This is a genomic window from Mesorhizobium sp. Pch-S (assembly GCF_004136315.1).
Taxonomy (GTDB): Bacteria; Pseudomonadota; Alphaproteobacteria; order Rhizobiales; family Rhizobiaceae; genus Mesorhizobium.
Map to the genome: position 1 here is coordinate 5842383 of NZ_CP029562.1, position 14076 is coordinate 5856458.

At 61.3% G+C, this 14076-nt stretch carries 17 protein-coding genes; 13 read left to right on the forward strand and 4 right to left on the reverse strand.

The window, feature by feature from the left end; translation table 11 throughout:
• The first annotated feature begins 1 nt into the window (after nucleotide 1).
• The 13 genes from C1M53_RS27630 (at nucleotide 2) to rimO (ending at nucleotide 9142) form a co-directional block, all read left to right on the forward strand.
• Nucleotides 2–448, forward strand: coding sequence for a hypothetical protein (locus C1M53_RS27630; RefSeq protein ID WP_129415283.1), 447 nt, complete (start codon nucleotides 2–4; stop codon nucleotides 446–448).
• 22 nt (nucleotides 449–470) lie between these two features.
• Entirely contained in the window at nucleotides 471–743 is a 273-nt protein-coding gene (locus C1M53_RS27635; protein ID WP_129415284.1) for a hypothetical protein, read from the forward strand.
• 2 nt (nucleotides 744–745) lie between these two features.
• Nucleotides 746–1879: a pyocin knob domain-containing protein gene (locus C1M53_RS27640; RefSeq protein WP_129415285.1), complete on the forward strand. Its 1134-nt coding sequence runs from the start codon at nucleotides 746–748 to the stop codon at nucleotides 1877–1879.
• The gene (locus C1M53_RS27645) at nucleotides 1879–2199 is read left to right on the forward strand and encodes a hypothetical protein (RefSeq protein ID WP_129415286.1); all 321 of its coding nucleotides are present in this window, start codon (nucleotides 1879–1881) and stop codon (nucleotides 2197–2199) included. Before C1M53_RS27640 ends, C1M53_RS27645 begins: the two co-directional genes overlap by 1 nt.
• Nucleotides 2186–2470 carry a hypothetical protein gene (locus C1M53_RS27650; protein ID WP_129415287.1) on the forward strand — a complete coding sequence of 95 codons (285 nt, stop codon included), beginning with the start codon at nucleotides 2186–2188 and terminating at the stop codon, nucleotides 2468–2470. The genes C1M53_RS27645 and C1M53_RS27650 overlap by 14 nt, the downstream gene beginning before the upstream one ends.
• A 48-nt stretch (nucleotides 2471–2518) precedes the next feature.
• Complete coding sequence (locus C1M53_RS27655; RefSeq protein WP_207213046.1) at nucleotides 2519–3370, forward strand: hypothetical protein; 852 nt, start codon at nucleotides 2519–2521, stop codon at nucleotides 3368–3370.
• Between the two features lies 1 nt (nucleotide 3371).
• Nucleotides 3372–3557 (forward strand): hypothetical protein, encoded by a 186-nt coding sequence (locus C1M53_RS27660; RefSeq protein ID WP_129415288.1) that lies wholly within the window; start codon nucleotides 3372–3374, stop codon nucleotides 3555–3557.
• 2 nt (nucleotides 3558–3559) lie between these two features.
• Complete coding sequence (locus C1M53_RS27665; protein WP_129415289.1) at nucleotides 3560–3802, forward strand: hypothetical protein; 243 nt, start codon at nucleotides 3560–3562, stop codon at nucleotides 3800–3802.
• 241 nt (nucleotides 3803–4043) lie between these two features.
• Nucleotides 4044–4436, forward strand: coding sequence for a hypothetical protein (locus C1M53_RS27675; RefSeq protein WP_129415291.1), 393 nt, complete (start codon nucleotides 4044–4046; stop codon nucleotides 4434–4436).
• Nucleotides 4437–4987: 551 nt separating this feature from the next.
• Complete coding sequence (locus C1M53_RS27680) at nucleotides 4988–6064, forward strand: hypothetical protein (RefSeq protein WP_129415292.1); 1077 nt, start codon at nucleotides 4988–4990, stop codon at nucleotides 6062–6064.
• Complete coding sequence (locus C1M53_RS27685; protein WP_129415293.1) at nucleotides 6058–6354, forward strand: hypothetical protein; 297 nt, start codon at nucleotides 6058–6060, stop codon at nucleotides 6352–6354. Before C1M53_RS27680 ends, C1M53_RS27685 begins: the two co-directional genes overlap by 7 nt.
• A gap of 611 nt (nucleotides 6355–6965) precedes the next feature.
• The gene (locus tag C1M53_RS27690) at nucleotides 6966–7652 is read left to right on the forward strand and encodes a TerC family protein (protein WP_129415294.1); all 687 of its coding nucleotides are present in this window, start codon (nucleotides 6966–6968) and stop codon (nucleotides 7650–7652) included.
• 173 nt (nucleotides 7653–7825) lie between these two features.
• Nucleotides 7826–9142: a 30S ribosomal protein S12 methylthiotransferase RimO gene (rimO, locus tag C1M53_RS27695; protein ID WP_129415295.1), complete on the forward strand. Its 1317-nt coding sequence runs from the start codon at nucleotides 7826–7828 to the stop codon at nucleotides 9140–9142.
• 93 nt (nucleotides 9143–9235) lie between these two features.
• Here rimO and C1M53_RS27700 read toward each other — a convergent pair whose 3' ends face one another.
• From C1M53_RS27700 to C1M53_RS27715, 4 genes are read right to left on the reverse strand one after another with little or no spacing between them, the layout of a single operon-like run.
• Nucleotides 9236–10303, reverse strand: a complete 1068-nt coding sequence (locus C1M53_RS27700) for a BMP family ABC transporter substrate-binding protein (protein ID WP_129415296.1) — start codon at nucleotides 10301–10303, stop codon at nucleotides 9236–9238.
• Between the two features lie 50 nt (nucleotides 10304–10353).
• On the reverse strand, nucleotides 10354–11274 hold the full coding sequence (locus tag C1M53_RS27705; RefSeq protein WP_129415297.1) for an ABC transporter permease: 921 nt from the start codon (nucleotides 11272–11274) through the stop codon (nucleotides 10354–10356).
• 1 nt (nucleotide 11275) lies between these two features.
• Entirely contained in the window at nucleotides 11276–12388 is a 1113-nt protein-coding gene (locus C1M53_RS27710) for an ABC transporter permease (RefSeq protein WP_129415298.1), read from the reverse strand.
• Complete coding sequence (locus C1M53_RS27715) at nucleotides 12388–13962, reverse strand: ABC transporter ATP-binding protein (RefSeq protein WP_165358255.1); 1575 nt, start codon at nucleotides 13960–13962, stop codon at nucleotides 12388–12390. The genes C1M53_RS27710 and C1M53_RS27715 overlap by 1 nt, the downstream gene beginning before the upstream one ends.
• Nucleotides 13963–14076: the final 114 nt, after the last annotated feature.

The following is a 14076-nucleotide window of genomic DNA, read 5'->3' on the forward strand; positions in this document are numbered from 1 at the left end:
AGTGGCAACCCTCGAAGCTCGAATTTCGAACGCTGGCATCGAAATCGCCAAGCCTGGCTATGATGTGCGTACCGCCTCGCTGGCGAACATGGTGTTCTCGCCGAATCTCGTAGCGATGCGGGTGGCGTTCGAAGGGACGTTCACGGCAGGTCCGCATGGCGAGGGAAACCCCTACGCGGCGTACTACAAGGCGATCAAGTATTTCGACACGCCGTTTCCGAATGATCCTCCCTACGCCCTTGCGGCCGGCATAGGGAGTGACGGCACCAGCTATCAGGCGCCCTTCGTCATCAACTCGGCGGGTGGCAACACGCTCGAAGTCACGCCGCACTATGAACTGAACACCTACACCAACCGCATCGAACTCTATGTGATGCAGTGGACGGCCGGAGGCGTGATCCTGCCGCTCACGTGGAAGTTCTTCATCCTCCAGAACACCCTTTCCTAAACTTCGACAGGACACTACCGACATGAACCAGCCTGATCGGGCGGGGCAGGAAACTGCTGCTCCCGCGCAATTTCACGTGCATCCCGTGGCGGCGCTCACGGAGGCGAATGCACTCGTCGGATTCCTCCAGAACCGCAACCTGATGCTGGCGCACGATCTGCTCAGCCTGAAAGGCGAGAACGATGGCTATCGCCAGCGGATCAACGGTCTGGTCGAGCAGGTTCTCACCCTTGAGGCTCAGATCAAGGAACTGACTGCTGCCCCCATCGCGTCGGAGCCGGACGAGGAGGCATAACCATGGGCATCACCTATTACGATACAGGCGCCGCGACGCTGTCGGTCGGTTCCAAGACCATGACCGGACAGGGAACGCTCTGGGCCGGCTGGGTGAAGCCGGGCGATCAGGTCATGCCAGAGGAAGGCACCAACAATGTCGTTGATGTCGTGGTCAGCAATACCGAGATCACATTGCTGAAGCCGTACCATGGCGTCGCGCAGGCTGCGCGGCCATACACCATCATGCGCACGCCCGATGTCGTGTTCACGGAAAGCCTTGCACGAAAGGTTCTGCAGGATATCTCCAGTTCCCCTCTTGTGGCGCTGGCCGGCTTGCCCGCTGTGTCACGATCGCTGATCGGCTTCGGCCCCACGCAAGTCGCGGAGACGGTTCCGCTTTCAGACAAAGTGAAAGCGTTCCTCGCCACCATCCCATCCGACGATGTCGTATCGTTGCTTGCGGCAGCAAATTTCGCGTCTATCCGCAATTCGTTGAATGTGGCTCCGAAACAGTCTGCCATTGACGACGCGACGGCGGGAGCAGGTCTTACGGTCGGAGCGTTTGGCTTGGGCGGTGTGATCGGGTTGTCGATACCCCTCAACGATTACAACAAGGCACTCCGCAGCGGCATCTACGCCGGCAGCGGTGCTTCGGCAGTCAATGGTCCGCCCAATGGGGCCGCTTATGGCCCCATGCTTGTCATGGCGCGGGCCTCGACGGTGGTCACCCAGATGGCAGGGTTTGGCGACACTGTTGGCAGCGCATTTACTCTTTATCTGCGTCACACCGGAGACGGAGGCGCGACCTGGACACCGTGGCGCCCGATTGTGCCTGAGAAAGGTGCCAACTCCAGCGGTTTTTACAGCCGCTTTGCCGATGGCACCCAAATCTGCTGGATGCAGGACCTGACTTTTGGGCCAATTACAACAGCTGCGGGCTCGATCTATTCCGGGGCCGCTGAGCAGACATTTTCCTTTCCAGCGGCCTTTGCGAGCGCCGGTCAGATTGATTGCCTTGTGATGTCTGACAGCACCAACATCTGGGGGGCGTGTTCAGTGCCGTCCAACACTGCCGTGAGAGCGCAGCTGTTCTGCTACGCATCCATCGCATCAAGCCGCAAGGCCAACATACTCGCGCATGGAAGGTGGTTCTGATGATCATCACTCTCTCACCCCAGCGCCGCGACGATACGCTTGTCGTGTCCAAAGCAGGCGACATCCTGACGATCAATAGCGAGCAGTTCGATTTCTCGACATTGCCCGATGGCGCAACGATCCCTCACGGGGACATCCCCTGCGAATGGATCGCTGGATCAGTCGATCGCATTGCCGGCGAGCTGCAAATAGCCTTGATCTTGCCACACGGACCGAACCCTTCTCAGGCGGAGGCATTTCCCGATCCGATCACAGTGATGAGCGACGGGCCGATTGCTCTGCCGCACGACGAAGAGGAGACAGCCAATGTGGACGCCTGATCCTTCCATCATCATCACGGCCGAACAGAAGGCAGCGGCTCTGATCCCGTCGTCGGTTTCGGCTCGACAGTTCAAGCTCCAGCTTCTTGCCGCAGGCCTGCTTGACCAAGTTGAAGCCTGGATTGCCGCACAGGACCAAGCAGTCCAGATCGCCTATGCGAACAGCGGTACATTCGTCCGTTCCGAGCCGATGATGCAGACCGGCTTTTCCGCGCTCGGCTTTACGCCTCAACAGATCGATGCGTTCTTCGTCGCGGCATCTCAGCTGTAAACTTCGGCCTTAGCCGCCAACTCCCACGATCCTCCAAGGAAACGCATCATGGACCGAAGCAAGTTCTTCGGGAGCCTCCGCGCGCGCTCGTCAGGCGTGTTCGGGACTTCCCTGTCTCAGCCTCAGGTCGATGGGCTGAAGGTTATACTCGATGCCGGCCAGAACGCCGGCCTGCCGCTCCGGCATCTTTCGTATGCCCTCGGCACCGCCTATCACGAGACCGGTGGCAGAATGCAGCCAGTCACCGAGAACCTGACCTATACGAGCGCCGCCCGCCTTCGTGAGGTCTGGCCCTCTCGCTTCACCAGCACCGCCGCAGCCATCCCCTACGTTCGCAACCCGCAGGGTCTCGCCAACCGCGTCTATGCCAACCGCATGGGCAACGGTTCGGAAGCATCCGGCGACGGCTGGCGATATCGCGGCCGCGCGCTGCCTCAGCTGACCGGCAAGGAGAATTACCGGAAGGCGTCAAAGCTGGTCGGCATTGACCTCGTCGCCAATCCGGAAGCGGCAAACGGCAGCGCGATATCGGCTCGCATCCTCATCGAGGGCATGCGGGCAGGAATGTTCACCGGCAAGAAGCTGTCGGATTTCATTTCTGGCGATCGAGCCGACTATGTCGGGGCCCGGGCAATCATCAACGCTGATGTGAAAGCGAACGGTCAGATCATCGCCGGCTATGCCCAAGCGTTCGAAACCGCCCTTCGCCAAGCCGGCTACATCGGTCAGGCACCGAAAACCATCACCATCCCGGCAGAGCGGCCCGTCAGCGCGCCTCAGGCCATTCCGGCCACTCCACAGCCCCCAGCGCCTCAACCCTCGCCAGCGGCCACGCCTGAGTCAAAGCGCAGCCTTCTGACAATCCCGCTCGACATCGTGTTCAACCGCAAAGGAGCCTGACATGGGCCCGTACGTCCGCATTCTCCTCCGCTATGGCGTGGGCGCCGTCATCGGCTACCAGATAGGGGACCAGCTTTCCAATGACCCGGATGTGGTGACCGTCGCCACGGTCGCGGCCACGGCCGCCGTCGGCGTTGCGACCGAGTTCGCCTATCACCTGGCGCGCAAGTTTGGCTGGGAGCGCTGACCATGCTGGCGCTCGTCCTCCAATATTGGCCGGTGATAGCTGGAGCGTTGGCGGCTGCATTCGCCGGTTGGAAGCTTCGGCAGTCAGGTGTCAACGCAGAACGTGCTCGCCAAGCCAAGGAGAAGGTCGCTGCCGCTGAGGACCGGCTCGAAATGGATCGCGAGGCAACCGACATCGAGCGGCGCGTCACCGGCATGACCGATGAGGAAGCCCGCAAGGAGGCGACGCGATGGGCAAGGCGTTGAGGCTCATCTGTGCAAGCCTAGCGTGCTTGTCTCTCACGGCGGCCTGTTCGGTGAGAGACAAAGGCCCGCTTCCATCAGATCCGCGCTCGATCTGGTGCGACCACAACTCACCGCGGCGGGATGCCAGATCGGACACGCCGCGCTCCGAACTCGATGAGATCAACAAGCACAACTTCCAGGGCGCAAAGTGGTGCGGCTGGAAGCCTTCGGAAGGATCGGGACATTGAGCGAGGAAGCCAACATGCCGAACGTCTCCGAGAAGATCGTGAACAGCGTCATCATCACCATGGCGGCAAGGCTCTCCATGGTGCTTGCAATCCCGACACTCACCTTCCTGTTCTGGCTCTACACCGGCTGGCAGGCTGAGAAATTCGACAAGGTCCAGGACCAGGTCGAGCAGACGCAGAAAACCGCACAGCAGGCCTCGGACCAATCCATCAGGCTTTCCGAGCGCCTGACAACCGTGGAGACAAAGCAGGCCGAGGCGACGGTCTCGAATGAGAGGTTTCAGAACGCGACGCTCAACCGGCTGGATAGGGTGCAAGACAGCATCGTCGGGCTGTCCAACACGGTCGCGGCGCTGACTGCCACCCTGCAGGCGATCGTCGAGGATAAGCGTCGCAGGCCGCCGTAAAGGGTGGTTGCGATTTCGGCTCAATGCAGCTATTGGCGCCCCGCGCTTGGCTGTCAGCGAGCGCTCTCAGGCATCAAAGGCCCGTTCCGGTTCACGCCGGAGCGGGCTTTTTTCTGCGTTTGAAGGCACCTGTATCACGCAGGTACCTGGAAGGTATTGCCATGATGGCAATCCCCCGTGTGCGCAAACACAAGCGCCGCCCCTAAGGGCGTTCTTGCATTTTTAAGCAAATCGGTTGATCGTATCCGTGGGTGTGGAAACCCGGACCGCGATAAGCAGGACATGATTGGCGTCATGTGCGCTGCTGACGCGCTAAGAGACCTTGGCGGGTCTCGATGCGCATAGGTAACGCCTTGGCGGGCGTTCCAACTCGGCTGAATATGGCCGGGGGCGAACGCTATGTCCAGAGCGAAAGCTTAAAATCGTTCGACCTGTCTCGCGGCAGGTTTCCACCCCCCGGCTACTGGCCCGCCGCCAGAGATAGGAACGGCACCTGTGGAAAGGTGAGCGTTCCCCGGCTGTGGAAGGCCGGTTCTACCGCGAGTGAGACAATGACTTCCTACATCCCTGAGCACTATTACGGGCTTGTCCCGGGCAGCTACCGTGAGCCAGGTGGCGAGCGATATGGCTTGATCCCATGGCCGGCGCATATGAGGCCGCAACAGCAGCCGAGCTATGCTCCCCTGCCCGATATCGACCTTCGGCAACTCTTCGGCGAAACGGAAGGTATCGAACTCACCAAGAAGGGTGAGGCCTATGCCGAGGCGGCGAAGACTGACGTGTTCTTCCTGCGCATTACCCCGAAGGACCGGACCAGCATTGCCTATACGATCGAGAGCCTGATCAACCTCCTCGACGCTATGGAGCCTGATCCCGATCTGGAGCCAGATCTCGGCAGCGGCGACGACCGTGAAGGAAATGGCGGCGCTGAAGGCGGCGACGAAGATCGTGAACCATCCTTGGGCTGGTCAGCCGATGGTCAGGTCGGTCAAAACCCCGCTTGGTGCAATTGCTGGGGTGAACTCGAACATGACGATGCGGATGATGAATTCACTCTCGGATGGGAGAAGGGCTCAATGCCCTATGATCAGACGTATCTGAATATGTTCGGTACCGACGAGGCCGAAGACGTGTCGGAAGATGAAGGGGCCACCACGGGCGACGATGAGTACTCGCTCGGGACAACCGAGGAAATAGATCAAGAACGCCGGCAGGATGTGGCTGAAGGCTATTTCATCCCCGACGGAGAACCGTACTTGGGCTGGGCCGAATCGTTCGGCCGTGGCGTGGTCGGCGAACAGGACTGCCTCGACGATCGCGAACACGAGGATGAACGGGAACAAGATCAGGCGGAGATGGGCATCGCCGATCAGGATGCCCTGCAAGACCCTGGCATCTGGCCTTCGCACCTACCGACGTTCCCAGGCTGCAAGGGTGCAGTCGATTTCCAAGGCGACGGAGTTCGTGAGGCCAACGCGATGCTGAAAAAGGCCCGTGCCCAACAAGCAAGGCCGAGCGCGTCACCCAATATCATAAATCTCCGCAACTTCGCGCCCACGGATGACGACATCCTGTCGCTGGACATGCTGGCTCACTACCGCGCAGCCCATGGACAACGCCCATGCTGAACCGGCGCACAATCCTCACAGGAGCACCAGCATTGGTTTTGCTACCTGTGCCGTCTCCAGCGGCTGAGAATGCCGCGCAGCGCGTCCAGCGCCTTTGTAGGGAGCTTTCGGACGCGCTGGACGAATGGACCGGTGGTGACTTCATGGCGGAGGTCTTTCCCGCCAGCGTGGTCTTGGAAGGGTTCAAGCCCTACGCGTTTGATCAGCGTCGCTATGCTCTCGATCCAACCCGCAGGGTGTTGATCGACTGCGCTCGACAGTTTCAGGACCTGCGTGAGAGGGACGCATGACCACGTTGGACGTGATGTTCATGGGAACGGTGCTGGCCGGATGGCTGGCGCACTACCTGATCGCAGGATGATTTGAGCGGCCCGGCTGCTTCGGCGCTGCCGAAAACCCTTCAGCTACTTTAAGGTTTTTCCCGCGCCCGGCTGCTTCGGTGGCCGGGCTCTCCTCGGCAAGAACATGCGGTGAACGCTTTGCTACGCTTATTGCTACGCTACTTCGTAGCATGATGCAGCACAGAACGGGATTGAACGAGAGTCAATCCCTCTATCACATTGAAAAAACAGTATATGTAAGGATTGAGCGGGACGGCAAGGGACTGCTCTAAGCGAATTTCAAGACCGGTGCCTTAAACCGCTCGGCCATCCCTCCACTGTCCAGCCTGTAGGGGCAATTGCCTCAGCATGCCGAACCAGTCGAAACCGGCTTTAGCGCTTTCCTGTTCCCAGCGTCAACGGTATCGGCGTCGTCATCGCGATTGTCAGTGGCGGCAGGGCAATCAAACAATGGCTGAAGTGCCGGCTTTCCACGACCTTTCCACGCAGAGCGCTTGACGCCACAGGTCGATGCTCGTAGGGCCAAATTCATGAACCCCCGATGAGGAGCGCTTCCATCGATGGAAATCTTCACCGCAGCAGGTTTGTCGGCTCTTCTCCAGGTCATTGCCATTGACCTCGTCCTTGCCGGCGACAACGCAATCGTCATTGGCCTTGCTGCGGCCGGACTTCCAAAGGACCAGCGCAAGAAGGCGATCCTCGTCGGCATCGCCGCAGCCACGGTGCTGCGCATCATTTTCGCCCTGATCACCCAATGGCTGCTCGCAATCGGTCCGATGCTGCTCATCGCCGGTGGCCTGCTGCTTCTGTGGGTATGCTGGAAGATGTGGCGCGAGCTGAGCGTCACGCACGAGGAAGAACACGAGGCCACCGAGGCCCTCGACGATATCGACAATGGGAAGGCGTCGTCCGGCCCCGCGCGGAAGACCTTTGCCCAGGCCGCCTGGCAGATCGTCATCGCCGACGTTTCGATGTCGCTGGACAATGTGCTCGCCGTTGCCGGTGCGGCGATGGAACATCCGACGGTGCTGATCATCGGCCTTGCGCTGTCGATCGCACTGATGGGGTTTGCGGCGTCCTTCGTCGCCCGGCTGCTGCATCGCTATCGCTGGATCGCCTATATCGGTCTGCTGATCATCCTCTATGTTGCCGTCAAGATGCTGCTTGACGGTGCAGTCGAGCAGTTCCCCGAACAATTCCAGTTCCTGTCGCCCTGGTTCGGCAAGGCCGCTGGTGCCGCCCATTGAGTGGCGCCTGAGCCAACCCCGGCCAGGTCGCTCGGCTGACGCCGTTTGCTTGACCTTCGAACTGTGCTATTGCGCCGCTGAATTGAGCGCCGCTTCGGGCGCACCAACAGAAAACCAGAGATTTCCGGGCCGGCCCTTCAAGGGTTTCGGCCCGTGTCCATTGGAACGCCACGATGACCGCAGCGCCCCGTATCAGCTTTGTCAGCCTCGGATGCCCGAAGGCACTTGTCGATTCCGAGCGCATCCTGACCCGGTTGCGCGCGGAAGGTTACGAGATAGCACGCAAGCATGACGGGGCAGACCTCGTCGTGGTCAACACGTGTGGTTTTCTGGATTCCGCGCGGGATGAATCGCTCGATGCCATCGGCACCGCGCTGAAGGAGAACGGCAAGGTCATCGTCACGGGATGCATGGGCGCGACGCCCGAGCTGATCCGCGAAAAGCATCCGAATGTCTTCGCCATCACCGGCCCACAGGCCTATGAAAGCGTGATGGCGGCGGTGCATGAAGCCGCCCCGCCTGCACACGATCCGTTCACCGATCTGGTGCCGCCGCAAGGCGTCAAGCTGACGCCGCGCCACTACGCCTATCTCAAGATTTCCGAAGGCTGCAACAACCGCTGCACCTTCTGCATCATTCCCGACCTGCGCGGTGACCTCGTCTCGCGCCCCGCGGCGGATGTGCTGCGCGAAGCCGAAAAACTTGCCGCCGCCGGTGTCAAGGAACTGCTGGTCATCTCGCAGGACACCAGCGCCTATGGCGTCGACATCAAATACGCCAGCAGCCCGTGGAAAGATCGCGAGGTCCGCGCCAAGTTCCTCGACCTGTCGCAGGAATTGGGTGAACTCGGCGTCTGGGTGCGCATGCACTACGTCTACCCCTATCCGCATGTCGCGGACGTCATCCCGCTGATGGCCGAGGGCAAGATCCTGCCCTATCTCGACATTCCCTTCCAGCACGCCTCGCCGCAGGTCCTGAAGAACATGCGCCGGCCCGCCCATGGCGAAAAGACGCTGGATCGCATCCGTTCGTGGCGCGAAGCCTGCCCGGATCTAGCCATCCGCTCGACCTTCATTGTCGGATTCCCCGGCGAGACCGAGGAAGATTTCGAAATGCTGCTCGACTGGCTGGACGAAGCTAGGATCGACCGCGCCGGCTGCTTCAAATACGAGCCGGTGAAGGGCGCGCGCTCCAACGATCTCGGCCTCGAGCAGGTCCCGGACGACGTCAAGGAGGCGCGCTGGCACCGCTTCATGCAGCGCCAGCAGAAGATCTCCGCCGCACAGCTGCAGAAGAAGGTCGGCAAGCGCCTGCCCGTCATCATCGATGAAGCGAACGGCGCGGTCGCCAAGGGCCGTACCAGATATGATGCTCCGGAGATCGATGGTTCGGTGCACATCCAGTCGCGCCGGCCGCTCCGTGTCGGCGACATCGTCACCGTCAAGGTCGACCGGGCCGATGCCTACGACCTGCACGGCATGGCTGTCTGATCCACCGGTCGGGCTGCCCAGAACGCAGCCGGTCAGCTGAACCAAAAAAGGGCGCCGCAAGGCGCCCTTTTCCATTTGCGGCTTGCCGCGCGCTTACTGCGGCAGCTTGTCGTCCACGCCCTTGACGTAGAAATTCATGCCGAGCAGTGTCTTGTCGTCGGCAACTTCGCCGTCCTTCAGCCAGGCCGATCCATCCTGCTTGGCGACCGGACCGGTGAAGGGATTCCAGCCGTCGGCGATCTTCTTCTGAGTGGCTTCCGCCATCGCCTTCACGTCATCCGGCATGTTGGTGTAGGGCGCCATGAAGACCGCTCCGGCCTTGATGCCTTCCCAACGATCCTCCGGCTTCCAGGTACCGTCCAGCGCCTTCTCGACGCGCTCGATGTAATACGGAGCCCAATCGTCGACGATCGCGGTGTATTGCGACTTCGGCGCGAACTTGATCATGTCCGAAGCCTGTCCGAAGCCATGCAGGCCGCGTTCCTGTGCCACCTGCAGCGGCGCCGTGGAATCGGTGTGCTGGACGATGATGTCCGCGCCCTGGTCGAACAGTGCCTTGGCTGCGTCGGCTTCCTTGCCCGGATCGAACCAGGAGTTCACCCAGACGATCTTGGCCTTGAAGTTCGGATTGATCGACTGTGCGCCGAGCATGAAGGAATTGATGCCCATCACCACTTCCGGGATCGGGAAGGAGACGATGTAGCCGGCAACGCCGCTCTTGGACTGCTTGGCAGCGATCTGCCCCAGGATGTACCGGCCCTCATAGAAGCGGGCATTGTAGATACCGAGGTTCGGTGCGGTCTTGTAGCCGGTGGCGTGCTCGAACTTGATGTCCGGGAACTTGCTGGCGACCTTCACTTCGGCATCCATGAAGCCGAATGAGGTGCCGAAGATGAGCTTGCAGCCCTGGCGTGCCAGACGCTCGAACGCGCGCTCGGCATCCGGGCCTTCGGCGACGTTTTCGAGATAGGCGGTCTCGACCTTGTCGCCCAGCTTCTTCTCGACCGCGAGGCGGCCCTGGTCATGCTGGTAGGAGTAGCCGAAGTCGCCCACCGGGCCGACATAGACCCAGCAGGCCTTGAACTTATCCGCGGCTTCCGCGGAGACGGCAACGGACATCGCCGCCGCCGACGTCATCAGGGCAATCAGTAGTTTTTTCATGATGTTACCTCTCTGGATTAACCTTGCTATGCTTGTGTTTTTTTAGGTTGTCAACGATCCGGAACGAAAGCCTGTCCGAGCGAGGCCGGGGTGTTCATCATGGTCAGGCGCTTGTTGCGCGAGATGATGACGAGCACGACGATGGTGGCGAGATAAGGCAGCGACGACAGGAACTGCGAGGGTATTGGTATGCCGAAAGCCTGAGCATGCAACTGGCCGATCCAGACCGCGCCGAAGATGTAGGCGCCGGCAAGTACGCGCAGCGGCCGCCAGGACGAAAACACCACCAGGGCCAGCGCGATCCAGCCGCGGCCGGCCGTCATGTTCTCCACCCATTGCGGTGTATAGACCAGCGAGAGGTGGCCGCCGGCGAGGCCGGCGCAGGCGCCGCCGAACATCACTGCCAGATAACGGTACTTGATGACCTGGATGCCCAGCGCATGGGCCGAGGTGTGGCTGTCGCCGATCGAGCGCAGGGTGAGCCCGGTGCGGGTCTTGAACAGGAACCAGGATACGCCGAACACCAGCGCGATCGAGATATAGAAGATCGGGTCCTGGCCGAACAGCAATCTGCCGACCACCGGCAGGTCAGTCAGCACCGGAATGTAGAGATTGGGCAGGCGTTCGCCCGGCAGGCCGACGAAGCCGGTTCCAAGCATGCCGGACAGTCCGAGCCCGAGAAGCGTCAATGACAGGCCGGTCGCGACCTGGTTGGTGGCGAGCGACAGCGTCATCACTGCGAACAGCAGCGAGAACAGCGCACCGACCACGATGGCCGCAAGAAGGCCGATCCAGGGCGAGCCAGTGAGGAGACCGGCACCAAAGCCGGCGACAGCGCCCATCACCATCATGCCTTCGACGCCAAGGTTCAGGACGCCGGAGCGTTCGACGACCAGTTCGCCGATGGCCGCGATCAGCAGCGGCGTTGCCGCCGTGGCGATGGTCAGGAGAATGCTGACAGTCATGTCCATGTCAGTGAGCCTCTTCCAGCTTCGGCGAAGCGTCAATTTTGGGGGCTGGTGCTAGGCCGACAAGCCGGATGCGATAGTGGATCAGCGTGTCGCAGCCCAGCACGAAGAACAGCAGCATGCCCTGGAAGACGCGCGCCACCTTGTCGGAGATGCCGAGTACGCTCTGCGCCGCCTCTCCGCCGAGATAGGTCAGGCCAAGCACCAGGCCGGCAGCGACGATGCCCAGTGGGTTCAGACGGCCAAGGAAGGCGACAATGATGGCCGTGAAGCCATAGCCTGGAGAAATCGAGGGCTGCAGCTGGCCGATGGCACCGGAAACCTCGGAGATGCCGGCCAGTCCGGCGAGAGCTCCCGAAAGCATGAAAGCGAAAAAGACCAAGCGGTTGAACGAGAAGCCGGCGAACCGCCCTGCCCGCGGACTTGAGCCCAGCACGCGGATTTCAAAGCCCTTCAGCATGCGGCTCATCATGAGCCAGACCAGGACCGCGGCGACAAGCGCGAAGATGAAGCCCAGGTTGGCTCGGCCGGACATCGGCATCAGTTCAGGCAGCACGGCTGACGGGTTGAACTGCACGGTCTGCGGGAAGTTGAACCCCTTGGGGTCACGCCAGGGGCCGCGCACCAGCCAGTCGAGGAAGAGCTGCGCGACATAGACCAGCATCAGGCTGGTCAGGATCTCATTGGTGTTGAACCGGGTTTTCAGGAATGCAGGGATTGCGGCATAGGCCGCACCGCCAACCATGCCCATCAGCAGCATGAGCGGCAGCACCAGAGGGCCCTGCAGGTCCGGATAGAGCACCGGTATGACGGAACCCACGATCGCCCCGAAGACGAACTGGCCCTCGGCGCCGATGTTCCAGATGTTGGAGCGGAAGCAGACGGACAGGCCGACCGCGATCAGGATCAGCGGGGCTGCCTTGATCGCCAGCTCGTGCAGCTGCCACACTTCGGTGATCGGCGAAATGAAGTAGGTGTAGAAGGCCGTCAGCGGATTGATGCCGAGCAGCGCGAAGAGGATAGCGCCCGCCACTATCGTCAATCCGAAGGCGATGAAGGGCGACAGCGCCGAAAACAGCACGGAACGTTGCGGGCGCTTGACCAGTTCCAGGCGCATTACGCGGTCTCCAGCTTGTGCTCGACGTGACCGGGTTCGGCGCCGCCCATCAGCAGGCCGATCCTTTCGAAGGTGGCTTCCGCGATAGGGATCGGCTTGGACAGTTCGCCATTGTGCATCACCGCGATGGCATCGGAAATCTCGAACAGTTCATCGAGGTCCTGGCTGATGACCAGAACCGCCGAGCCGCCACGCGCCAGTTCGATCAAGGCCTGGCGGATGTGGGCGGAAGCACCGGCATCGACACCCCAGGTCGGCTGGTTGACGATCATGACCGTCGGCTGGCGATCCAGCTCCCGGCCGACGATGAATTTCTGCAGGTTGCCCCCAGACAGCGCGGCAGCTTCCGGATCCGGCGCGCTCTTGCGCACATCCATGTTCTTGATGATGCGCTGCGCCGCTTCATAGACAGCGCCGTCCTTGACCATGCCGCCCGAGCCGACAAATGCCTTGCCGTCGGTCGCGTAGCGCGAGAGCAGCAGATTTTCCGAGAGCTTCATGCGCGGTGCCGCGCCATGCCCCAGCCGCTCTTCCGGAACGAAGGCTGCGCCCAGCAGACGACGACCAGTGATGTCGAGTTTGCCGGCGTCCTTGCCGCGGATGCGCACGGCATCGGCGCTGGTTTGCTGCACCTCGCCGGACAACGCCTCGAAAAGTTCGCCCTGGCCGTTGCCCGCAACGCCCGCGATGCCGAGGATCTCGCCTGCTTTCACGGAAAGCCAGATGTTCTTGAGCGGCATGGAAAACGGTCCGGCGGGCTTTCGGCTCAATCCGCAGACGCTGAGCAGTTCCTGCGCGCCTTCGAGCGTGATCGGGGTTCGTTCGGCAGATTTGACCTCGTTGCCCACCATCATGCGGGCCAGCGACGAAGCCGTTTCCTCGCGTGGGTTGCAATGGCCGACAACCTTGCCGTGGCGCAAAACCGTTGCCCGATCGCACAGGCGTTTCACTTCCTCCAGGCGGTGCGAGATGTAGAGGATCGACTTGCCTTCGGCGCGCAGCCGCTCGAGGGTTTCGAACAGCTTGTCCGCTTCCTGCGGCGTGAGCACCGACGTCGGCTCGTCGAGGATGATCAATTGTGGCGCCTGCAGCAGGCAGCGGATGATCTCGATGCGCTGGCGTTCGCCGACGGAAAGGTCGCCGACGAGCGAGCCGGGATCCAGCGGCAGGCCGTAAGAATAGGACAGCGCCCTGGCTTTTGCGGCGATCGAGCCGATCGGCGCGCCATCGTCTAGCGAGAGAGCGATGTTTTCTGCTGCGGTCAGCGCTTCAAACAACGAAAAATGCTGGAAGACCATGCCGATGCCGAGCTTCTTTGCCACGCTCGGACTGGTCATCCTGACCGGCTCGCCTTCCCAGCGGATTTCGCCGGAATGGGGCTCCAGCGATCCGAACAGCATCTTCACAAGTGTCGACTTGCCGGCGCCGTTCTCGCCGAGGAGCGCGTGGATCTCGCCTTTCTGGATGGTGAGGTCGACATGGTCGCACGCCGTCAGCGTGCCGAATACCTTCGTCAGCCCGCGAACCTCGAGCAGGCTCGTGGCGGCTTCTTGTGCACTCACAGTGCCTCCCATTCGGTTTTCCCGAATATGTTCTGTGTTCCCGCGATCATCGTAGGCAGCAGCGACTTAACTCCGATAGCGGCACGCAAATTGAAAGAGCTTCAAGAATTTCAGCAAAACGCCAGT

Excerpts from the sequence above, each read along its gene's own strand:
- rimO (WP_129415295.1), top strand. The coding sequence starts at position 7,826 with ATGACCGCAGCGCCCCGTATCAGCTTTGTCAGCCTCGGATGCCCGAAG.
- C1M53_RS27635 (WP_129415284.1), top strand. The coding sequence starts at position 471 with ATGAACCAGCCTGATCGGGCGGGGCAGGAAACTGCTGCTCCCGCGCAA.
- C1M53_RS27665 (WP_129415289.1), top strand. The coding sequence starts at position 3,560 with ATGCTGGCGCTCGTCCTCCAATATTGGCCGGTGATAGCTGGAGCGTTG.
- C1M53_RS27715 (WP_165358255.1), bottom strand. The coding sequence starts at position 13,962 with ATGGGAGGCACTGTGAGTGCACAAGAAGCCGCCACGAGCCTGCTCGAG.
- C1M53_RS27685 (WP_129415293.1), top strand. The coding sequence starts at position 6,058 with ATGCTGAACCGGCGCACAATCCTCACAGGAGCACCAGCATTGGTTTTG.
- C1M53_RS27650 (WP_129415287.1), top strand. The coding sequence starts at position 2,186 with ATGTGGACGCCTGATCCTTCCATCATCATCACGGCCGAACAGAAGGCA.
- C1M53_RS27645 (WP_129415286.1), top strand. The coding sequence starts at position 1,879 with ATGATCATCACTCTCTCACCCCAGCGCCGCGACGATACGCTTGTCGTG.
- C1M53_RS27675 (WP_129415291.1), top strand. The coding sequence starts at position 4,044 with ATGCCGAACGTCTCCGAGAAGATCGTGAACAGCGTCATCATCACCATG.
- C1M53_RS27700 (WP_129415296.1), bottom strand. The coding sequence starts at position 10,303 with ATGAAAAAACTACTGATTGCCCTGATGACGTCGGCGGCGGCGATGTCC.
- C1M53_RS27690 (WP_129415294.1), top strand. The coding sequence starts at position 6,966 with ATGGAAATCTTCACCGCAGCAGGTTTGTCGGCTCTTCTCCAGGTCATT.
- C1M53_RS27640 (WP_129415285.1), top strand. The coding sequence starts at position 746 with ATGGGCATCACCTATTACGATACAGGCGCCGCGACGCTGTCGGTCGGT.
- C1M53_RS27710 (WP_129415298.1), bottom strand. The coding sequence starts at position 12,388 with ATGCGCCTGGAACTGGTCAAGCGCCCGCAACGTTCCGTGCTGTTTTCG.
- C1M53_RS27705 (WP_129415297.1), bottom strand. The coding sequence starts at position 11,274 with ATGGACATGACTGTCAGCATTCTCCTGACCATCGCCACGGCGGCAACG.
- C1M53_RS27680 (WP_129415292.1), top strand. The coding sequence starts at position 4,988 with ATGACTTCCTACATCCCTGAGCACTATTACGGGCTTGTCCCGGGCAGC.
- C1M53_RS27655 (WP_207213046.1), top strand. The coding sequence starts at position 2,519 with ATGGACCGAAGCAAGTTCTTCGGGAGCCTCCGCGCGCGCTCGTCAGGC.
- C1M53_RS27660 (WP_129415288.1), top strand. The coding sequence starts at position 3,372 with ATGGGCCCGTACGTCCGCATTCTCCTCCGCTATGGCGTGGGCGCCGTC.